Annotated in this window: 18 protein-coding genes and 1 rRNA gene; 18 read left to right on the top strand and 1 reads right to left on the bottom strand. The window is 67.5% G+C overall.

Translation table 11 applies throughout. The annotated features are described in order from the left end of the window. Nucleotides 1–179: 179 nt before the first annotated feature. The 11 genes from rrf (at nucleotide 180) to xerD (ending at nucleotide 12,551) form a co-directional block, all read left to right on the top strand. A 5S ribosomal RNA gene (rrf, locus tag ACZ5QD_RS06505) occupies nucleotides 180–296 on the top strand. 947 nt (nucleotides 297–1,243) lie between these two features. Beyond that, complete coding sequence (locus ACZ5QD_RS06500; RefSeq protein ID WP_045537981.1) at nucleotides 1,244–2,890, top strand: HAD-IIA family hydrolase; 1,647 nt, start codon at nucleotides 1,244–1,246, stop codon at nucleotides 2,888–2,890. A 12-nt stretch (nucleotides 2,891–2,902) separates the two neighbouring features. Continuing rightward, on the top strand, nucleotides 2,903–3,163 hold the full coding sequence (locus ACZ5QD_RS06495; RefSeq protein ID WP_045537983.1) for a hypothetical protein: 261 nt from the start codon (nucleotides 2,903–2,905) through the stop codon (nucleotides 3,161–3,163). A gap of 57 nt (nucleotides 3,164–3,220) precedes the next feature. Next, nucleotides 3,221–4,138, top strand: a complete 918-nt coding sequence (locus ACZ5QD_RS06490) for a TlyA family RNA methyltransferase (protein ID WP_045538021.1) — start codon at nucleotides 3,221–3,223, stop codon at nucleotides 4,136–4,138. 14 nt (nucleotides 4,139–4,152) lie between these two features. Then, complete coding sequence (locus tag ACZ5QD_RS06485) at nucleotides 4,153–5,121, top strand: NAD kinase (protein WP_006898318.1); 969 nt, start codon at nucleotides 4,153–4,155, stop codon at nucleotides 5,119–5,121. 6 nt (nucleotides 5,122–5,127) lie between these two features. Continuing rightward, nucleotides 5,128–6,870, top strand: coding sequence for a DNA repair protein RecN (recN, locus tag ACZ5QD_RS06480; RefSeq protein ID WP_045537986.1), 1,743 nt, complete (start codon nucleotides 5,128–5,130; stop codon nucleotides 6,868–6,870). 115 nt (nucleotides 6,871–6,985) lie between these two features. Then, nucleotides 6,986–8,179, top strand: a complete 1,194-nt coding sequence (steA, locus tag ACZ5QD_RS06475; RefSeq protein WP_039868216.1) for a putative cytokinetic ring protein SteA — start codon at nucleotides 6,986–6,988, stop codon at nucleotides 8,177–8,179. After that, nucleotides 8,176–9,105 (top strand): copper transporter, encoded by a 930-nt coding sequence (locus ACZ5QD_RS06470; protein WP_006898315.1) that lies wholly within the window; start codon nucleotides 8,176–8,178, stop codon nucleotides 9,103–9,105. The genes steA and ACZ5QD_RS06470 overlap by 4 nt, the downstream gene beginning before the upstream one ends. A 132-nt stretch (nucleotides 9,106–9,237) precedes the next feature. Next, complete coding sequence (locus tag ACZ5QD_RS06465; protein WP_006898314.1) at nucleotides 9,238–10,974, top strand: CTP synthase; 1,737 nt, start codon at nucleotides 9,238–9,240, stop codon at nucleotides 10,972–10,974. Between the two features lie 12 nt (nucleotides 10,975–10,986). Further along, entirely contained in the window at nucleotides 10,987–11,613 is a 627-nt protein-coding gene (locus ACZ5QD_RS06460) for an NUDIX domain-containing protein (protein ID WP_006898313.1), read from the top strand. An 11-nt stretch (nucleotides 11,614–11,624) separates the two neighbouring features. Then, nucleotides 11,625–12,551 carry a site-specific tyrosine recombinase XerD gene (gene xerD, locus ACZ5QD_RS06455; RefSeq protein WP_045537988.1) on the top strand — a complete coding sequence of 309 codons (927 nt, stop codon included), beginning with the start codon at nucleotides 11,625–11,627 and terminating at the stop codon, nucleotides 12,549–12,551. 19 nt (nucleotides 12,552–12,570) lie between these two features. Here xerD and ACZ5QD_RS06450 read toward each other — a convergent pair whose 3' ends face one another. Then, on the bottom strand, nucleotides 12,571–13,470 hold the full coding sequence (locus tag ACZ5QD_RS06450) for an LLM class flavin-dependent oxidoreductase (protein ID WP_278123858.1): 900 nt from the start codon (nucleotides 13,468–13,470) through the stop codon (nucleotides 12,571–12,573). Between the two features lie 138 nt (nucleotides 13,471–13,608). On the opposite strand from ACZ5QD_RS06450, the gene ACZ5QD_RS06445 reads away from it, so the two are divergent. The 7 genes from ACZ5QD_RS06445 (at nucleotide 13,609) to der (ending at nucleotide 21,035) form a co-directional block, all read left to right on the top strand. Next, a complete protein-coding gene (locus ACZ5QD_RS06445) occupies nucleotides 13,609–15,051 on the top strand; it encodes an HNH endonuclease signature motif containing protein (protein WP_412475168.1) in 1,443 nt (480 codons plus the stop codon). 247 nt (nucleotides 15,052–15,298) lie between these two features. Beyond that, nucleotides 15,299–16,201 carry a ParA family protein gene (locus ACZ5QD_RS06440; RefSeq protein ID WP_006898309.1) on the top strand — a complete coding sequence of 301 codons (903 nt, stop codon included), beginning with the start codon at nucleotides 15,299–15,301 and terminating at the stop codon, nucleotides 16,199–16,201. Continuing rightward, the gene (locus tag ACZ5QD_RS06435; RefSeq protein ID WP_045537992.1) at nucleotides 16,198–17,073 is read left to right on the top strand and encodes a segregation and condensation protein A; all 876 of its coding nucleotides are present in this window, start codon (nucleotides 16,198–16,200) and stop codon (nucleotides 17,071–17,073) included. The genes ACZ5QD_RS06440 and ACZ5QD_RS06435 overlap by 4 nt, the downstream gene beginning before the upstream one ends. A gap of 50 nt (nucleotides 17,074–17,123) precedes the next feature. Further along, nucleotides 17,124–17,798 (top strand): SMC-Scp complex subunit ScpB, encoded by a 675-nt coding sequence (scpB, locus tag ACZ5QD_RS06430; RefSeq protein ID WP_412475731.1) that lies wholly within the window; start codon nucleotides 17,124–17,126, stop codon nucleotides 17,796–17,798. 53 nt (nucleotides 17,799–17,851) lie between these two features. Beyond that, nucleotides 17,852–18,886, top strand: coding sequence for a pseudouridine synthase (locus ACZ5QD_RS06425; protein ID WP_062367681.1), 1,035 nt, complete (start codon nucleotides 17,852–17,854; stop codon nucleotides 18,884–18,886). Nucleotides 18,887–18,918: 32 nt separating this feature from the next. Continuing rightward, on the top strand, nucleotides 18,919–19,599 hold the full coding sequence (gene cmk / locus ACZ5QD_RS06420) for a (d)CMP kinase (protein WP_039868219.1): 681 nt from the start codon (nucleotides 18,919–18,921) through the stop codon (nucleotides 19,597–19,599). After that, on the top strand, nucleotides 19,596–21,035 hold the full coding sequence (gene der / locus ACZ5QD_RS06415; RefSeq protein WP_006898304.1) for a ribosome biogenesis GTPase Der: 1,440 nt from the start codon (nucleotides 19,596–19,598) through the stop codon (nucleotides 21,033–21,035). Before cmk ends, der begins: the two co-directional genes overlap by 4 nt. Nucleotides 21,036–21,062 lie beyond the last annotated feature (27 nt).

The raw sequence follows: 21,062 nt of genomic DNA, 5'->3' as shown, positions 1-21,062 counted from the left end.
CACTCACCAACAATTCTTTTCGGATTCAACGAATCACGACGGATGGGTTGTGTGAGTCGGTTTCGGTGATTGCGTACACGCACACAGAATGTTTGCTCGTTCATCCACTATGTACTTCTGAAACAACACACAGACCACAACTCTGGTGAGGGGTTGTGGTGTGGATGGTTTCATATTGTTACGGCGGCTATAGCGGTGGGGAAACGCCCGGTCCCATTCCGAACCCGGAAGCTAAGCCCACCTGCGCCGATGGTACTGCACTGTAATGGGTGTGGGAGAGTAGGACACCGCCGAACACAACTTGTTGAGCCCCGATCAGACACCGTCTGATCGGGGCTCAACCCATTTCCCGGGACGTGCCCCCCGGCGAGTGTTGTCTGGGGTACGGCGCGCCTGACGGACCGCGAACGCGCACTCTTCAGGCTGGCTTCAGGCTGGTTGAGCGAGCGAAGCGAGTCGAAACCACCACACGACGGGCAGGCTGGTCTCGATACGGCGTGCTCGCTACGCTCGCTCGCCTACTCGACAAACCTCGAGGGGCCGTCTTTTCCAGTCCGGTCGAGCGCGCACCCCTCTTAGGCTGGTTGAGCGAGCGAAGCGAGTCGAAACCACGACACGGGAGGAGAGTGGTCTCGATACGGCGTGCTCGCTACGCTCGCTCGCCTACTCGACAAACCTCGGGCGACGTTCTTTCCAGGTTGGTTGAGCGCGCACCCTCTTAGGCTTGTTGAGCGAGCGAAGCGAGTCGAAACCACCACACGACGGGCAGAGTGGTCTCGATACGGCGTGCTCGCTGCGCTCACCCGCCTACTCGACAAACCGCGGGGGGTCGGAGAGCGGTTCCCGCAGGCTGGTTGAGCGCGCACCCGCTGCAGGCCGGTTGAGCGAGCGGAGCGAGTCGAAACCAAGCGAGAATGCAGCGGATCGTGCCCCGTCCTCGGGGCCGCACCACCGTCATGGCCATTCATCACGCTTGCTGAGCCAACGAAACTCAGCACAAACAGTGGCGCGGTGTCTCGGTACGGACCAGCGGCTGGCCATCCACTCGTTCTCAGTTAGCTTGTTCGCAGGTCGGCGAATAGATTAGACGGTTATGAGTACTACTGGTGGCGGACGGAATCCGGGCGGCCGGCGAAACGGGCGGCAGCGACGGACGGACGACCATGCGTCATCCGGACCCGGGATTCCCGACGACGTCTCGGCATCGGATCTCGATCCGGAAGTCAGGCGGGATCTGTCAGCTTTGGACAAGCCGACGGCCGACCGGGTCGCACGTCATCTGGTGATGGCGTCGTCGTTGCTGGAGGACGATCCGCAGGAGGCGTTGGCGCACGCCCGTGCCGCTCGGGCTCGGGCCGCACGGATCGCCGTCGTCCGCGAGACCGCGGGCATTGTGGCGTACTCGGCCGGGGAATGGCAGGAAGCGATCTCCGAATTGCGTGCCGCGCGAAGGATGAGCGGGAGCGATGCGCTGCTGCCGCTGATCGCCGACAGCGAACGCGGGCTGGGACAGCCCCGACGTGCGGTCGAGATCGCCGACAGCGACGAGGCACGCGATCTCAGCGCTGAGGCTGCGCTCGAGATGGCCATGGTCAAGGCCGGTGCTCTCATCGACCTGAAAGATCCCGAGTCGGCGGTGCGTGCGCTGAGTGATCAGGACCTGCGTCCAGGTCGGACCGGAACCCAGGCCGCGCGGCTGTTCTTCGCCTACGCTTCGGCCCTCGAGGCTGCTGGCCGTCGAGCCGACGCGGTGACCTGGTTCCAGAATGCGGCAGCCGCCGATATCGATGACCAGACCGACGCCGAGTTCCGGCTGATGGACCTGCTCGAGAGCACACCGAGCGTAGATACGTCGACCTCCGGCCATAGTGAACCGTCGTCGGCCTCCGTGGCTCTGGGCGATGCGTACGACGTGCTTCTGCTCGATCTCGACGGAACTCTGTACACCGGTTCCACAGCACTGCCCGGCGCGATCGAGGCCGTGGCGCAAACACACGGCACCGCGCTGTTCGTCACGAACAATGCCAGCCGTAGTCCCGAGCAGGTGCGCGATCATCTCCTCTCACTGGGGTTCGACGCGAAGTCCGAGCAGGTGGTCACCAGCGCTCAGGCCGGAGCGGACCTGGTTGCGGAGACGGTCGAGACGGGTTCGAAGGTCCTCGTCGTCGGTGCTGATGCTCTTCGCGATGAGATCAGGGCGCGCGGGCTGACTGTGGTCGACTCCGCCGACGATGAGCCGGCGGCTGTCGTCCAGGGCCACTCCCCGGAGACCGGTTGGGCGCAGCTGTCTGAGGGCGCTCTGGCGGTGCGACGTGGCGCTGCCTGGGTGGCGACCAACGTCGACTCGACCCTGCCGACCGAGCGCGGACTGATGGTCGGAAACGGATCGATGGTAGCGGCGATCGCCTCGGCGACCGGCCAGGAGCCCACCGTGGCAGGGAAGCCCGCGGCACCGATCATGCGAGGCGCACTGTCGCGCACCGACGGCAAGCGGCCCCTGATGGTCGGGGACCGGCTCGATACGGACATCGAGGGCGCGCACACCGTGGGGATCGACAGTCTGCTCGTCCTGGGCGGCGTCACGAGCGGACCCGAACTGCTCGCCGCCGAACCGCGGCAGCGGCCGACGTACATCGCGTCCGGGCTGGACGCGCTCAAGGAGCCGGCGGCGGAGTCCGCGATCGGTCCCCGTCCCGAGTGGAGCATCGAGATCAACGGCCAGCACGTCGCGGTCGCCGCGCGTTCGACGGGAACCGAGGCGAGTCTCGCCGCGGCGCTCGCGCACGCGGTGTGGACTGCCGACGTCGGTTCGTTCGATCTGCGGATCGCCGCCCAGGACGACGTGGCGGCGGAGACTCTCACCGCCCTCGGACTGACACCGCTGCGTTAGCCTGGTCTCGTCATGAGTGAGCCGAATACACCCCGCCCCGGTCCGTCACCGGCGTCGGTCGCCGCGGATCTGGCCGCACGCAATGCGCCGCCCGCAGACCCGGCAGAGCATCCGGCGCTGGCCGCTGCCGCGCAGTTGCTGGAGGAGGCGGAGATGGTTCGATCGGCCGCCGGTGACGAACTCGACCTCGGTGCGCTCGCCCGGCAGGCGGAACTGCTCACCAGCGCACACGACAGACTCGCCGCGGCGCTGGAAGACGCCGGCCGTGGCTGAACGCAACCGCATCTGCTGCCGTAGAAGGATCCGTTGCCCTAGACAGAAAGGCCGATGATGGCTGCTCGTGCACGGCTCGACGCCGAACTCGTGCGGCGCGGACTCGCCAGGTCCCGCGAGCAGGCCCGCGAGCTGATCGACGCCGGGAATGTCAAAGTCAACGGAACGCCGGCCAGCAAGCCTGCGACCAATGTCGCCAGGGACACGCCGATCGTGGTGACTGAAGGGCAGACCGACGACTGGGCCTCCCGCGGGGCGCACAAGCTGCTCGGCGCCCTCGCCGCATTCGAACCGCTCGGGGTGTCCGTCGACGGTAAACGGTGTCTGGACGCAGGCGCGTCCACAGGCGGTTTCACCGACGTGCTGCTGCGACGCGGTGCTCGTGAAGTGGAAGCGGTCGACGTCGGCTACGGGCAGCTGGTGTGGAAGCTGCAGACCGACGAGCGGGTGCACGTCCACGATCGGACCAACGTCCGTCATCTCACGCCGGAAGTGATCGGCGGCCCGGTCGATCTCATCGTCGGAGACCTCTCCTTCATCTCGCTCAAGCTGGTGCTGCCTGCGCTCGCCGGCTGTCTCCGCCCCGGGGGCGACGCATTGCCGATGGTGAAGCCGCAGTTCGAGGTCGGAAAGAACCGTGTCGGAGCGGGTGGGGTGGTCCGTGACCCGCGACTGCGGGCAGAGGCGGTCGAGGACGTCGCGGCGATGGCGGCATCTCTCGGGCTCACCACTCGAGCGGTCGTGGCGAGCCCGCTTCCCGGACCGTCCGGCAATGTGGAATTCTTCCTCTGGTTGCACAAGGACGACGGCGTCGTTTCGGAGCCGAAGGTCCTGAGTGAGCAGATGTCACACCCCGGCGATACCGTTGACTCGAAGATCGGCTCGGACGGTACCGATCACGATTGGGTGGATCAGGATGAGGCCACACGCGTCCGCGCTCTGATCGATCAAGCCGTCGCCGACGGTCCGCAATAGGGAGGGGGAGGGTGATGACATCATCGAGCGGGTCGCCGGACGGTACCCGGACCTTCCTGGTCGTGGCGCACACCGGCCGTGACGAGGTCACCGATACGCTCCTGACCATCGCGAAGCGCTGCGGTGACGCCGGTATCGCGGTCCGTGTCGTCGACCACGACACCCGCCGGCCGCCGCCTCCGAACGTCGAGACCCACCCGGTCGATCCGGAGATGCTGCGCGACGCCGGAGCGGATGTGGAGGTCGCTCACGCCGACTCGGTGTCGGCGCAGGGGTGTGAATTGGTGCTTGTGCTCGGCGGAGACGGCACTTTCCTGCGTGCCGCCGAACTGGCGTACCCCGCGGGCGTCCCATTGATGGGGATCAATCTCGGCCACATCGGATTCCTCGCGGAGGCGGAGGCGCACCGGATCGACGAAGTGCTCGACCTGCTGATCGCCGGCGACTACCGGGTCGTCGACCGGATGGTGCTGGACGTATCGGTGATCGACCCGGGGAGCGATGAGCCCCGTGCGCGCGACTGGGTGCTCAACGAGGTCGTCATTCAGAACACGTCGCACAACGGTGTTCTCGAACTCGTCACCGAGGTCGACGGGCGGCCGGTTGCGGCCTACGGCGCCGACGGACTGCTCGTCGCCACGCCCACCGGTTCCACTGCGTACGCGTTCTCCGCCGGCGGTCCGGTGATGTGGCCGGATCTGGAGGCGATCCTCGTGGTGCCGAGCAACGCCCACGCGCTGTTCGCCCGCCCGATGGTCACCAGTCCGCGATCGCGCGTGGCGGTGGAAGTCCACCGCGAGGGGCGCGACGGCGTCGCCTTGTGCGACGGCCGCCGGATCTTCGACGTACCCGCGGGGTCCAGGGTGGAGGTGGTGCGGGCGCAGCGTTCGCTTCGCTGGGTCCGCATCGATTCGGAGCCCTTCGCCGACCGACTCGTCACCAAGTTCTCGCTGCCGGTCACCGGCTGGCGGGGAAGGAGCTGAGACCCGTTGCTGGAAGAACTGTCGATCCGCAGTCTCGGTGTGCTCGAATCCGCGAGCGCGCAGTTCCATCCCGGATTCACCGTTCTGACCGGTGAGACGGGTGCGGGCAAGACGATGATCGTCACCAGCCTGCGGCTGCTGTCCGGAGCACGAGCGGACGCGGGACGTGTCCGGACCGGAGACGCGAAGGCGATCGTCGAAGGCCGGTTCCGCCTTCCCGAGGATCGGTCATCGGTGGCCGCAGTCCTCGACGAGACCGGTGCCGACGTCGATGACGACGACACCCTGATCGCGGCGCGGACGGTCAATGCCGATGGTCGCTCGCGCGCACATCTGGGCGGCCGCGCCGTACCCGTGGGCACGCTCGCGCAGCTGACGGGCGAACTGCTCGCGATCCACGGGCAGAACGATCAGTTGCGGTTGATCCGGCCGGAGCAGCAGCGCTCCGCGTTGGACCGGTACGCCGGTCCGGCGGCGGCCTCGACGCTCAAGAAGTACCGCGCGGCGCGCGCGGACTGGGTGGAACTGCTCGACGAACTCGACCGGCGTCGTGACAGCGCCCGAGAACTGGCCCAGGAGGCCGACCGGTTGCGGTTCGGAATCGACGAGATCGACGCCGTCGGACCCGAGCCCGGTGAGGACACCGATCTGATCGCGACCATCCGGAGGATGACCGATCTCGAGGAGATCAGGTCCACTGCGTATCAAGCACAGGAGATCGTGGCGGGTGCCGAAGGCGCGTCGGTGGTCGACGGTCTCGGCACCGTCCGCTCGCTGTTGGAGTCGGCGTCGGATGACGCATTGCGCGATCTGCAGCCGCGCGTTGCCGAAGCACTGACGGTCGTCACCGACCTCGGCGCAGAGCTGACTTCGTTTCTCGGAGGCCTGCCGGACGACGCGGGTGACCTCGACGGCCTGCTGAACCGTCAAGCGGAACTCAAGTCGTTGACGCGCAAGTACGCCGCGGACATCGACGGCGTCCTGGCCTGGCGTGACGACGCACGTGAACGCCTGAGCGAGATCGAGGACCCCGAGGGTGCGATCGAACAACTCGAGGCTCGGGCCGCGGCCGCGCGGGACAAGGTGGCAGAACTGGCCGGCAAGCTGCACACCGTGCGGACGAAGTCGGCCAAGAGCCTCGCGAGCAAGGTCTCGGCCGAACTGGCGGGCTTGGCGATGGGCGGCAGCGCACTGGCCGTCTCGGTCTCGCTGCTGCCCGCAGACGACGACCGGCTCGCGATCGACGTCGGCGGACGGCGTGCGCACGCGGGCGGAGACGGTGCCGACCGCGTCGAATTCGGACTCGTGGCGCATAAGGGCGCGGCGCCTCTGCCGATCGCCAAATCGGCGTCGGGAGGCGAACTGTCGCGGGTGATGCTCGCGTTGGAAGTGGTTCTGGCCGAGCCGGATTCTGGCGGGGTGATGGTGTTCGACGAAGTCGACGCAGGCGTCGGCGGCGCGGCCGCCGTGCAGATCGGTGCGCGCCTCGCACGGTTGGCTCGACGCCATCAGGTGATCGTGGTGACGCACCTTCCGCAAGTGGCCGCCTTTGCCGACAACCACCTCGTGATCGGCAAGTCCGGTGGTGGAAGCAAGGGCAGGCAGACCTCGACGCTGACCATGCTCGACCGCGACGAACGCATCGCGGAGCTCGCCCGAATGCTCGCCGGTCTCGGGGACTCGGAGACCGGCAGGGCTCATGCGGAGGAACTCCTCGACACCGCGGAGCGGGCGCGCGCGGATTCCTGACGGGGAGCCGCCATTGTTTCGCCGCCGGAGGCGAGTGTTTCCAGTGTGACGAAAGTTGATATTGATACGGCGCGCCTCCGTGTGACTGATGTGCCTGAAGGTCACTATGGGACCCATGAGGATGCCAGCCCTGCTCTCGCGGAACACCGAAGCACTCCCCGGACTCACCGGCATCGCCCGGATCGACAAGGACGTCAAACGCCTCGTCAACCGAGTCGACCACGGTGCGGTCGTGATCCTGGACCAGGTCGACCTGGACCGGGTCACCGCTGACGCGCTGGTGGAGGCCGAGGTCGCGGCGGTGGTGAACGTCTCGCAGTCGATCACCGGCCGATACCCGAACCTCGGTCCCGAAGTGCTCGCGGCTTCCGGCATCCCGCTGATCGACAACGTCGGCAGCGAAGTGTTCTCGCGAGTCAAGGACGGCACCAAGGTACGCCTCAACGAGGGCAAGCTGTACATCGGCGAACGCGTCATCGCTCGAGGTCAGGAACTCGGCGAACGCGAGATCGCCGACCTGATGCTCGACGCGAAGACCGGCCTCGTCGATCATCTCGAAGCCTTCTCCGGCAACACGATCGAGTTCATCCGCAGCGAGTCGCCGCTGCTGATCGACGGCGTCGGCGTGCCGAAGGTGAACGTCAAATTCGACCGCAGGCATGTCGTGATCGTGGCCGACGGCTCCGACCGCGCCGCAGACCTCAAATCGCTCAAACCCTTCATCAAGGAATACCAACCGGTGCTCGTCGGCGTCGGCGCCGGTGCGGACACCTTGATCAAGGCCGGTTACCGCCCGGCCCTCATCGTCGGGGACCCGGACGACATCCGCACCGAGACGCTCAAGTCCGGCGCCGAGGTGGTTCTGCCGGCCGACCCCGATGGCCACGCACCGGGCCTGGAGAGGATCCAGGATCTCGGCATCGGCGCCACCACCTTCCCGGCCGCCGGGTCGGCGCCGGACCTCGCGCTCCTGCTGGCCGACTACCACGGTGCCGACCTGATCGTGACCGCCGGACTCAGCGGCTCGATGAACGACTTCTTCGACCGCACGATGCGTGACCAGATCCCTTCGCGCTTCCTCACGCGACTGAAGGTCGGAGCGAAGTTGGTGGATGCGAAGGCTGTCGCCACGCTGTACCGCAGTCGGATCAGCGGAACGTTGATCGCCATGCTGATGGTCGCGGCACTGATCGCGATCATCGTGGCGGTTGTGATCACCCAGGGCGGCGGGGCAGCCGCCAGCGACTGGATGGTCGACCAGTGGCACTCGCTGACCGATTGGGTCAGCAGTGTGTGGAATACCAAATGATCTCTTTGCGCCAGCACGCCGTTTCGCTGATCGCAGTCTTCTTGGCTCTGACTCTGGGCCTGTTCCTCGGTTCCGGGTTCATCGGTGACCGAGTGAATGCCCTGACCGGCACCGATCGCGACAGAATCGGGAAGCTGCAAGACGAGCGCGATGCCCTCGACAAAGAGGTCGGGAACGACACCGCCTTCATCAAGGCGATCGGTCCCGAACTGACGAAGGGTGTTCTGAACAAGCGCGGCGTGCTCATCGTCACCGCGCCCGACGCCGCCGACGGCGATGTGGAAGCGCTGAAGGGGCTGGTCAACGGTGCGGGAGGCACGGTGACCGGCCAGATCGCGTTGACCACCGCGCTGGTCCGCGACGAGCAGGCGTCCAAGCTGCGCACCGTCGTCGACCAATCGATCCCTGCCGGCGCTCAGCTGCGCGTGGAGTACACCGATTCGGGCTCGCGGCTCGGTGATCTGCTGGGCACCGCACTTCTGACCCGGCCCGGACAGGCGCCCGCGTCGGACAGTGATCGGTCCACCGCACTTCAGACGCTTCGGCAGGCCGGGTTCCTCGAGTATCCGGACGGTGCGGTGCGGCCGGCCGACTTGGTGCTGGTCGTGACGGGCGGGGAGATGTCGTCGGACTCCGGTGCGCAGGGGCAGTTCGTCGGCAGGTTCTCCGCAGCGATGGCGGCACGCGGTTCCGGTGGCGTACTCGCCGGGCGGTCCGGTTCCGCCGAGGGCGGTTCACCGATCGGTGTGGTCCGGTCCGACCCGTCGCTGAACAATGCCGTCAGCACCGTCGACAACGTCGACCAACAGACCGGTCAGCTGACCACGGTGCTCGCTCTCGGCGATGAGACCGACGGCCGCACCGGCGCGTACGGCACCGGACCGGGTGCGACGGCGATCACGGTGGGAGCTGCTCCCTCGAAGTGACCGGAGCCGCGACACTCCCGGCGACGGTGGAGTCGGCTGCTCGTAGCGGCATTCCGCGCCGATGCTGTTAGGCTGAAGTCCCGTAGGTATTCAAGATTTCGCAGAGGCTTGAACCGCCCGACGGGAGAAAAATTGCGATCATTGCGTGACCAGCGCGCCGGAGCAAAGCACATCTTCGTGACCGGCGGTGTCGCCTCGTCACTCGGCAAAGGTCTGACGGCCTCGAGCCTCGGCCAGCTCCTGACCGCCCGCGGTATGCGGGTGACGATGCAGAAGGTCGATCCGTACCTGAACGTCGATCCGGGCACGATGAATCCGTTCCAGCACGGCGAGGTCTTCGTCACCGAGGACGGCGCCGAGACCGACCTGGACATCGGTCATTACGAGCGCTTCCTCGACCGCAATCTGTCCGGATCGGCGAATGTGACCACCGGGCAGGTGTACTCGACCGTCATCGCGAAGGAACGCCGCGGTGAGTACCTCGGCGACACCGTGCAGGTGATTCCGCATATCACGGACGAGCTGAAATCGCGGATGATGGCGATGCACGACCCCGACGCCGACGGCGAGGAGCCGGATGTCGTCATCACGGAGATCGGCGGAACCGTCGGCGACATCGAGTCGCAGCCGTTCATCGAAGCGGCTCGGCAGATCCGCCACGACCTCGGGCGCGACAACGTCTTCTTCCTGCACGTCTCCCTGGTTCCGTACCTGGCGCCCTCCGGCGAGCTGAAGACCAAGCCGACCCAGCATTCCGTGGCGGCGCTGCGGAGCATCGGCATCCAGCCCGACGCACTGATCCTGCGGTGCGATCGGCCCGTGCCGGAGGCGCTCAAGAAGAAGATCGCCCTGATGTGCGACGTCGACATCGACGGATGCATCTCGACGCCGGACGCACCGTCGATCTACGACATCCCCAAGGTGCTGCACTCGGAGCAACTCGACGCCTACGTGGTCCGTCAGCTGGGACTGCCCTTCCGCGACGTCGACTGGACCGTGTGGGGCGATCTCCTCGACCGGGTCCATTCGCCGCGCGAGACGGTGCGGATCGCGTTGGTCGGCAAGTACATCGACCTGCCGGACGCGTATCTGTCGGTCACCGAGGCGATCCGTGCCGGCGGCTTCGCCCACCACACGCGCACCGAGATCTCCTGGGTTCCGTCGGACGACTGCGAGACCTACGAGGGTGCGCACGCGGCCCTGCGGGACGTCGACGCGGTTCTGGTGCCCGGCGGGTTCGGGATCCGCGGGATCGAGGGCAAGCTGGGTGCCATCAAGTACGCGCGGGAGAACGGGATCCCGCTGCTGGGACTGTGCCTCGGTCTGCAGTGCGTCGTGATCGAGGCCGCGCGGCAGGCGGGACTGGCCGATGCCAGTTCCACCGAGTTCGATCCCGATACCCCTTCGCCGGTCATCGCGACGATGGCGGATCAGGAAGCGGCCGTGGCGGGCGATGCGGACCTCGGCGGGACGATGCGGCTGGGCGCGTACCCGGCCACGCTGATCCCGGGATCTCAGGTGGCGCGGGCGTACGGCGCCACCGAGGTGAGCGAGCGGCACCGCCACCGCTTCGAGGTCAACAATGCCTATCGGGACAAGATCGCCGAGTCCGGTCTGGTGTTCTCGGGCACGTCGCCGGACGGCAAGCTCGTCGAGTTCGTCGAATATCCGAAGGACGTCCATCCGTTCCTGGTCGCCACCCAGGCGCATCCGGAGCTCAAGAGCCGTCCCACTCGCCCGCACCCGTTGTTCAAGGCGTTCATCGAGGCCGCGTTGAAGTACAAGACCGCAGTGCGGCTGCCGGTGGAACTGGAAGGTTACGACGCGAGCGGAGTCGAGATCCTCGAGACCGTCGCAGACGGGGAATGAGGTGCTGAGCCGATGAGCGAGCCGGGATCGCACGAGTTCGTCACGCGGTCGTCGCGGACCGAGTACACCGGAGCGATCCTGGCTCTGCGCATCGACGAGGTGGAGATGCCAGGGGGCCGGACGGCCCGCCGCGAGGTGGTCGAGCACCACGGTGCCGTCGCCGTGGTGGCACGCGACGACGAAGGTCGGATCGCGATGGTGCGGCAGTATCGTCACCCGATCGGACGCCGGTTGCTGGAACTGCCCGCGGGTCTGCTCGACGGCGGACCGCAGGAATCGCCGTTGTCGGCCGCACAGCGGGAACTCGCCGAGGAGGCGGATCTGGCTGCGGACCGGTGGCGAGTGCTCGTCGACCTGGTCGTGTCTCCGGGGTTCACCGACGAGGCGTTGCGCGTCTATCTGGCGGAGAGTCTCCATCAGTTGCACGCCGCTGATCGTGAGGACGAGGAGGCGGATCTCGTCCTGGAATGGGTGCCGTTGGCCGACGCGGTGCGGATGTGCCTGTCGGGCGAGATCGTCAACGCGACGGCCGTGTCCGGAGTGCTCGCCGCGGCGGCGGCCGACGCGAGCGGTACGGAACTCCGCGCCACGGACGCACCGTGGCGAGATGAGCCGACGGCCTTCGCGGCACGCCGATAGGGCGGCGACAGATGTCCACCGCGACCGTCGACGACGCGATCGCCCGCTACCTCGACCATCTCACGGTGGAACGCGGGTCGGCGGTCAACACCGTCGCCTCCTACCGTCGCGACCTCGAACGGTATCGGTCGTTTCTCGACGGGCGCGGAATCTCCGAGATCGCCGCCATCACCGAGGAGGATGTGCGCGACTTCCTCGTCGCTCTGCGGCGCGGGGACCCTGGCAGCGGTGTTCCGGGACTGGCCGACTCGTCGGTCGCGCGGACGCTGGTGGCGGCGCGTGGCTTTCACAAATTCTGTACGGCCGAAGGGTTGGCCGGATCCGACGTCGCGCATGCGGTACGTCCGCCTAAGCCGCCGCGGCGCCTCCCGAAATCGTTGCCGGTAGACGATGTTCTCGCGATCCTCGACGCCGCGGGCTCCGGCGACGGGCCGCGCAGCCTGCGCGATCGAGCGCTCGTCGAACTGCTCTACAGCTGTGGTGCCCGGATTTCGGAGGTCACCTCGCTCGACCTCGACGACCTCGATCTGGAGCACCGCGCGGTCGTCTTGCGCGGCAAGGGCGGGAAGGAGCGGATCGTGCCGGTCGGCGGACCGGCGATCGACGCCGTGGACGCGTACCTCGTGCGCGGCCGGCCGGCGTTGGTGAAACGGGCGACGCCGGCGCTGTTCCTGAACGTCCGGGGCGGAAGACTGTCCCGGCAGAGTGCCTGGCAGGTGCTCGTCGACGCCGCGGAACGTGCCGGTGTCGACAAGGAGGTCTCGCCGCACACTCTGCGGCACAGTTTCGCCACGCATCTGCTCGACGGCGGCGCTGACGTTCGCGTGGTGCAGGAATTGCTCGGTCACTCGTCGGTGACGACGACTCAGGTGTACACGCTGGTCACGGTCAACACGATGCGCGAGGTGTATGCGACCGCGCACCCGCGGGCGCGCTGAGTACCGCCCCTCGCCACCCTCACGCCGACCGGTGCTCGGCGACCAGTTCCCGCACAGCGGGTGCCACCTGGGTGCCGATGGTCTCGATCTCGGCCGCGTCGTCCGTCGCGAAGATGAACCCGGTGATGCCGTAGTCGCGGGTGAGACCGGCGAGCTCGTCCACCCAGGATGCCGGCGGACCGCTGAGCAGATCTCCGCGAGCGTCGTTGAAGTGACCGCCGACGTTCAGGTATCGCCGGATAGCCGAGGGGTCACGGCCGGCGTCGATCGCGGCTGCGTCGATCACGGCATTCATCGAGGTCAGATCGCTGACCCCGTTCGGCAGATAGCTGAGCGACGGCAGGCAGCCGTCGCATTTGCGGCCGACGAGTCGGAGCATGCGCGGTTTGTACGCGCCGACGGTGATGCCGATCGGGTGGGCGGGCGCCGGGCCGCGTTTGGCGCCGTCCACCTGGTAGAAGTCACCGCTGAGATGAACGCCGCCGCGGGCCGAGGTGTCCCAGATCGCGCGCATCACGTCGATCGCCTCGTCCAGTGCACGACGGCTTTCTCCGGGGGTGCGACGCGGACCTCCCATCGCCGCGATCGCGTCGACGAAGCCGCCTGCACCCAGTGCGATCTCGCATCGACCGGCGGAGAGCAGATCGAGGCTCGCAGCGGCGCGGGCGAGAACAGCGGGAGGCCGCAGCGGGAGGTTGAGGACGTTTCCGGACAGAATCACGCGCTCGGTCCGCGCGGCGATGAAGCTCAGCAGGGTCCAGGTGTCGAGGAACGCCGGTTGGTACGGGTGGTCCTGGATCGTCACCATGTCGATGCCGGCGTCTTCGGCGGTCAGAGCCAGGTCGACGGCCTGCTGAGGTGCCTTTGACGTACCTGTGACGAAGACGCCGAAACGAAGGTCGAGACCGTAGTCGCTCATGGTTCGCAGACTACGACGACGAGTGCGCGAGCGCAGGCGAGCGCCGACTGTTTTGTCAGAGGTCGGCCGTATGATTCGAACATAGAAGCACAGCAGAAGTGTTCTCGGACACTGTGCAGGTCGCGGGGGGTGGGTTCGATGGTCGCGTCAGAAGTGCTGCTGCCGGACGATCCGGCCGCCCTCGCCCGCCTGTTGGAGGCTGCGGCGACCAAGTTCGCGTCGCTGCCGCTGTCCGCGGTGACCGAAGACACCCTGCTGGAGACGGTCGAGACGTTGGAACGTACTCATCGTCGTCTCGACGGTGTGGACGCCGCGGTGCTGGTGGAGGTCTCCGACCGCGGCGCCTACCGCAAGGTCGGGTATTTGTCGGTGCATCAGTATTTGGCGCAGGGGTTGCGGCTCGGTGACGGTGCCGCCCGACGCCGACGCGTCAGCGCCGCCGGCATCGGACGATTCACCGACCTGCAAGGCCAGACCCGCGAACCGGTACTGCCGGCGACTGCGGTCGCGGTGGGCGAGGGTGCGATCGGTGCCGACCACGTCCGGGAGATCGACGCCGTCATGGACAAGATTCCCACCGCGATCGACGCGCAGACCCGGGCACGGGCCGAGGTGCAGTTGGCGTGGGTCGCGCGTGAGTTGAGTCCGGCCGGTGTCCGCACCGCCGGCATCCGACTGCTGGCGCACCTGGATCCGGACGGAACCGTCACCGACGAACGCGACCGCAAACGCCTGCGCGGCTTCACGATCCTGCCCCAGGATCTGCGGCTGATGAGCAAAGTCCGCGGCTACCTCACCCCGGCGTTGCGCGCGGAGATGGAGGCGGCACTGCCGTCGTGGGCGGCACCGGGGATGAACAATCCCGACGACCCGGACTCCCCGTCGGGGACCGTGGAGTCGGCCGACCCGGCCGCTCTGGCGGCCGCGGTGGAGCGTGATACTCGCACGCCCGGGCAGCGCACCCACGATGGTCTGCAGGCGCTGCTGCGCGCCTCCCGCACTGGTGTTGGGGGTGGTCGGCGGTCGGGTGATCTGGTCATCACTGTCACCGACCGGGAGTTGGCCGAGCGGGCGGGGGTGGCGTTGACCGCGACCGGGACTCGGGTGCCGGTGGCGGAGTTGATCGAGGTCGCCGCCGCCGCGACCCCGCACCTGGCCGTCTTCTCCGCCCACACCGGACAAGCCCTCTACCTCGGACGGGGACGCCGGCTGGCGTCGCGGGCGCAGCGGTTGATGCTCTTCGCCCGCGACCGCGGCTGCACCGCCCCCGGCTGCGCAGCCCCGTTCACCCGGACGCAGGCCCATCATTTCCCGGACTGGGCCGACGGCGGACCCACCGACATCGACCACCTCGGCGCCGCATGCGGGCGTCACAACCGCTCCGTCGGCCCCCGCCCCGGGCAATGGCAGACCACCATCCTGATCGACGGACCCCACGCCGGCCGCGTCGTCTGGCGACCCAGCGGCACAACCAGCGGCAGGAGAACGCGGCCCGGGTGGCGGGTCAACCAGATCCACCACGCCGAACTCCTCCCGGGCCACCGACCCCAGCCGCCGCCGTTGCCGCACCCGAGGCTGTGAATCGCGCTGTCGCGACGGCTATCCCGTTCAGCCGCCGACGGGCGGTCGGCTTCAGTCTCAAGGCGAGGTTGAGGACTCGGCCGACACTCCGACGCCGCCGATTGCGGCTGCGACGTCGGGCGATCATGGACGGACCGGCCGGGTGCAGCAGGTCTGCGGAGTGCCTGCCGTGGACGTCCGTCTCGACACATTAGGATCGAGACGACCAGTTTCGCAGCGTGCACAACCGGGGAGGAGCATCGAACAGGTGAGTGCATCCAACCCCCGCGGCAAAGCACAGCAGGGTCAACTCGACGTGCCGGCGGACAAGCTCGGGCCGACGGGACGCCCCTACCGCGACATTCCAGACCCCGCGCCCCGCGAGAAGCACGGCCCGGCGGTCATCGTCGCGATGTGCAACCAGAAGGGCGGCGTCGGCAAAACCACCTCGACGATCAATCTCGGTGCCGCACTTGCCGAATGCGGTCGACGCGTACTGCTCGTCGACCTCGACCCGCAGGGGGCGCTGTCCGCCGGTCTCGGGGTGGCGCACCATGAACTCGAAGAGACGGTCCACAACCTCCTGGTCCCGCCGTACGCGGCGACCGACGACGTCCTCATGCGCACCCGCGTCGACGGACTCGATCTGCTCCCGTCGAACATCGATCTGTCGGCGGCCGAGATCCAGCTCGTCACCGAGGTCGGGCGCGAACAGGCGCTCGCCCGTGCGCTGCACCCGGTGGCCGACCGCTACGACTACATCCTCATCGACTGTCAGCCGTCGCTCGGCCTGCTCACCGTGAATGCGCTGGCGTGCGCCGACAACGTCGTGATTCCCATGGAGTGCGAGTACTTCAGCCTTCGCGGGCTCGCACTTCTCACCGACACCATCGAGAAGGTTCACGATCGACTCAACCCCAAGCTGGAACTCGGGGGCATTTTGGTCACCATGTTCGACCAGCGCACTCTGCACTCGCGGGAAGTGATGGCCCGCGTGGTCGAGGTGTTCGGCGACGCCGTGTACGACACCGTCATCAACCGAACCGTGCGGTTCCCGGAGACGTCGGTCGCCGGTGAGCCGATCACGTCATGGGCGCCGAAGTCGTCGGGGGCGAAAGCGTATCGCGACCTCGCACGTGAGGTGATCGCCCGCAACGAGACTCAGGCGTGACCGGGACCGAGGAGACTCTGACCCCCGTCGGCGACGGGCCCGCGACCTCCGGCCCGGAGACGGCAGACGCCGAGGCGGGCGGGCGGAGCGACGGCTTCCAGGTCCGCCTCGCCAACTTCTCCGGGCCGTTCGACCTACTGCTCAACCTGATCAGCCAGCACCGCCTCGACGTCACAGAGGTGGCGCTCCACGTGGTGACCGACGATTTCATCGCATACACCAAGGCGCTGGGCGCCGAGGCCGACCTCGAACAGACCACTGAGTTCCTGGTGATCGCCGCAACCCTGCTCGATCTCAAAGCCGCGCGGTTGCTGCCCTCCGGCGAGGTGGAGGACCCCGAAGACCTGGCGCTGCTCGAAGCCCGCGACCTCCTGTTCGCGAGGCTTCTGCAGTACCGTGCCTACAAGCAGGTCGCCGTCCTGTTCGGCGAACTGGAGGCGGCAGCGCTGCAACGGTATCCGCGCGCTGTTTCGCTGGAGGCGAGGTTCGAAGATCTCCTGCCCGAGGTGGATCTGGGAGTGAATCCGCAGCGATTCGCGGAGATCGCTGCGGCGGCCGTCGTACCGAAGCCGAAGCCGACCGTCGGGCTCGACCACCTGCACGGATCCACGGTGTCGGTGCCCGAACAGGCCAAACGGCTCACCGAACTGCTCACCGCGGCGGATGGTCAGTGGTTGACGTTCGGGGCATTGGTGGCAGAGTGCGCGAACGGGCTCGAGGTGGTGGCCCGGTTCCTGGGATTGCTCGAGCTGTATCGGGAGCGCGCGGTGCAGTTCGAGCAGCCGGAGCCGCTCGGTGAGCTCAAAGTCTGTTGGACCGGCGACCGCGAAGCACAGGAGATCGACATCGAGAAGTCGGAGGACTACGGATGACGACAGAACCGGGGATGACGAGCGATCATGGGCGGACGGACGAACCCGACATGGACGCCGGCATCGACGAGGGCGATCACCTGGAAGACGACGAGTTGCGGGCCGCTCTGGAAGCGGTGCTCCTCGTCGTCGACACGCCGGCCACGGTGGACGAACTCGCGTCCGCTGTCGGTCAGGACCGCACACGCGTCCGGCAGATGCTTCGGCGGATGAGCGCCGACCTCACCGCGGCATGCAGTGGGATCGACCTTCGCTTCGCCGGCGACGGATGGCGCTTCTACACCCGTTCCGACTACGCGCCCTACGTCGAGAAGCTGCTGCTCGACGGCACGCGGAGCAAGCTGACGCGAGCGGCGCTCGAAACGCTCGCCGTGGTCGCCTACCGGCAACCCGTCACCCGTGCTCGCGTGAGCGCGATCCGCGGAGTCAACGTCGACGGAGTGGTGCGGACACTGCTCGCACGCGGGCTCATCAGCGAGGCCGGGACCGACGAGACGACGAACGGCACGCTGTATGTCACCACCGAGCTCTTTCTCGAGCGGCTCGGTCTCGCGTCCTTGAGTGATCTGCCCGACATCGCACCCCTGCTTCCGGGCGTCGACGTGATCGACGACCTCGGCGAGGAACTCCTCGACGATCCGCGATTCGCCAAACTGGGCGGTGGCCAGGCACAATCGAATGTTGATGTCTCGGCGCAGGCATTGGCGGAGGCCGATGAGGGCTGAGCCGCCTCGGGCCGTGACACCACCTGAAAATCAATACAGTCGAAGGACACTTCATGGCATCCGCTAGCCGAGACGGCACACCGGGAAAGCGACGAGGGAGCGGGACCAACCGCTCGTCGTCGGACAAACAGAATGCACGCGGCAAGAACGCGGCAGGCAAGAAGGGCGCTCCCTCGGGCAAGCGCGGCGCGCCGGCCAAACGGGGTGGTCCGGGACAGCAGCCGTCGAGCCGCAAGCCGCATCGCAAAGGCAGCTCCCGCGTCGACGTCGAGTCGGGCAAGATCCGCCTCAACAACTCCAAACCCGCCCGCCACCAGGTGGCTGAGGTGGAGGGCGACGGCGTCACCTACGTCTCCGACGGGATGCGACTGCAGAAGGTCCTCGCGGCGGCGGGCGTCGCCTCCCGTCGAGGCGCCGAGGAACTGATCGCCGCCGGACGTGTCGAGGTCGACGGCGAAGTGGTCGTCGAGCAGGGACTGCGGATCGACCCGAACACCGCGATCATCAAGGTCGACGGCGCCCGCGTCGTCATCGACGAGTCCAAGCAGTACCTGGCGCTGAACAAGCCCAAGGGCTGGCACTCCACGATGAGCGACGAGCACGGCCGACCCTGCATCGGTGACATCGTCGCCGAGCGTGTGATGGCCGGTCAGCGCCTCTTCCACGTCGGGCGGCTCGACGCCGACACCGAAGGACTGCTCCTGCTCACCAACGACGGCGAGCTCGCGCATCGCCTGATGCACCCGTCGTACGAGGTGCCGAAGACGTACCTGGCGACGGTGCGCGGCGAGGTCAACCGCGGGCTCGGTCGAGAGCTGCGTCGGGGAGTGGAGCTCGAGGACGGCCCGGTGAGCGTCGACTCGTTCGCACTCCTGGAGGTGAATCAGGGCAAGTCGTTGATCCGGTTGACCCTGCACGAAGGCCGCAAGCGAGTCGTGCGTCGCCTGCTCGCCGAGGTCGGTTTCCCCGTGACACGACTGGTCCGTACCGACATCGGTCCGGTGGCGCTCGGCAAGCAGCGTCCCGGCAGCCTGCGCGTCCTCGACAACAAGGAGATCGGCGCGCTGTACAAGGCGGTGGGAATGTGACCGGCGTCAGCGAACCGAGTGCTGCTGAGTCGATGAGGGTCGTCGCGATCGACGGCCCCGCGGGAACCGGCAAATCGACGGTCTCGGGCAAGCTGGCGTCCCGCATCGGGGCCCACATGCTCGACACCGGCGCGATGTACCGTGCCGCGACGCTCGCCGTCCTGCGGGCGGGAGTTCGGCCCGACGGTGACGAGGTCGGCGACATCGTCGACGCCGCCGACATCCGGCTGACGGTCGGCGGCGACGACGCGGGGGACACCCAGGTGTTCCTCGACGGTGAAGACGTCTCCCGAGAGATCCGCACCGACGAGGTCACCGCGGCGGTGTCCGCGGTGTCGGCGAACCCGCGGGTGCGCGAGAAGCTCGTCGAACTGCAGCGCGCGCACGCCGACGACGCGTACCTGGTCGTCGAAGGACGTGACATCGGCACCGTGGTGTTCCCGGACGCCGCACTCAAAGTGTTCCTGACCGCGACGCCCGAGGCCCGGGCCGAGCGGCGTCACCGGCAGAATCTCGCTGCCGGCCGCGAGAGCATTCTCTCCGAGGTCCTCGACAGCGTGAACCGTCGCGACCATCTGGATTCGACCCGAGCGGTGTCGCCGCTGCGCGCGGCCGACGACGCGGTGCTGGTCGACACCAGCGACATGACCCTTGAGCAAGTGATCGACCGGCTCGCCGAGCTGGTCGCCGAGCGGATCGGAGTCCGCCCATGAGTGACGATTTCTCCACCGAGTTCGCCGACCCCAACCTGGCCGGCGACGGCACATGGTCGGACGAGGGCGATTGGGACCTGTCCGATTTCGTGACCGACGACGCCGCGGGAGAGAGCGCCGCACTGCCGGTGGTCGCGATCGTGGGACGGCCCAACGTCGGCAAGTCGACCTTGGTGAACCGCATTCTCGGTCGTCGTGAGGCGGTCGTCGAAGACGTCCCGGGTGTCACGCGCGACCGTGTGTCGTACAAGGCCGACTGGATCGGCCGCCAGTTCATGGTCACCGACACCGGTGGCTGGGAGCCGGATGCCAAGGGGATGGGCCTGGCGATCGCCGCCCAGGCCGAGTACGCGATGCGCACGGCTGATGCGATCGTCCTCGTCGTGGACGCCACCGTCGGCGCCACTGCCACCGATGAGGCCGTCGCCCGTGTGCTGAGGCGGTCGAAGACCCCGGTGCTGCTGGCGGCGAACAAGGTCGACTCTGAGCGGATGGAAGCCGAGGCTGCATCGCTGTGGTCGCTCGGGCTGGGGGAGCCGCACACCATTTCGGCTGCTCACGGCCGCGGTACCGGAGATCTCCTGGACAAGATCCTCGAGGTTCTGCCGGAGTCGCCGCGCGAACGATTCGCCGTCGGCGGTCCGCGGCGTGTCGCGCTCGTCGGAAAGCCGAACGTCGGTAAGAGCTCGCTGCTGAACAAGTTGGCCGGTGAGGAACGCGCTGTGGTCGACAACGTCGCGGGCACCACCGTCGACCCCGTCGACGAGTTGATCGAACTGGGCGGCAAGCCCTGGCAGTTCGTCGACACCGCCGGATTGCGCCGCAAGGTGCGGAACGCCACCGGGCACGAGTACTACGCGTCGCTGCGGACCCGTGCGGCACTGGACTCGGCCGAGGTGGCTCTGCTGCTGATCGATGCCAGTCAGACGATCACCGAGCAGGACCTGCGCGTGCTGTCGATGATCGTCGACAGCGGTCGTGCGCTCGTCGTCGTGTTCAACAAGTGGGACCTCGTCGACGAGGACCGCCGCTACGAACTCGACAACGAGATCGACCGTGAGTTGGCGCGCGTTCCATGGGCACGGCGGGTGAACATCTCGGCGATGACCGGGCGGAGCGTCCAGAAGCTGGTTCCCGCGCTCGAGGGCGCGCTGGAGTCGTGGGACAAGCGCATCTCCACCGGTCAGCTCAACTCGTGGCTCAAGGAGATCATCGCCGCCACGCCGCCGCCGGTGCGCGGAGGGCGACAGCCGCGTGTCATGTTCGCCACGCAGGCCGCGACCAGACCTCCGACCTTCGTGTTGTTCACCACCGGCTTCCTGGAGGCGGGGTACCGCCGCTTCCTGGAGCGGAAACTGCGCGAGCGGTTCGGCTTCGACGGTTCGCCCGTGCGGATCAACGTCCGTGTGCGCGACAAGCGCGACCGAAAGAAGTAACTACGTGCCCACAGCGCCTGAGTACGA

It is taken from the genome of Gordonia sp. J1A (assembly GCF_055393515.1).
The sequence above is the reverse complement of the archived record's forward strand: the minus strand, read 5'-3'. Positions and strand labels throughout refer to the sequence as shown.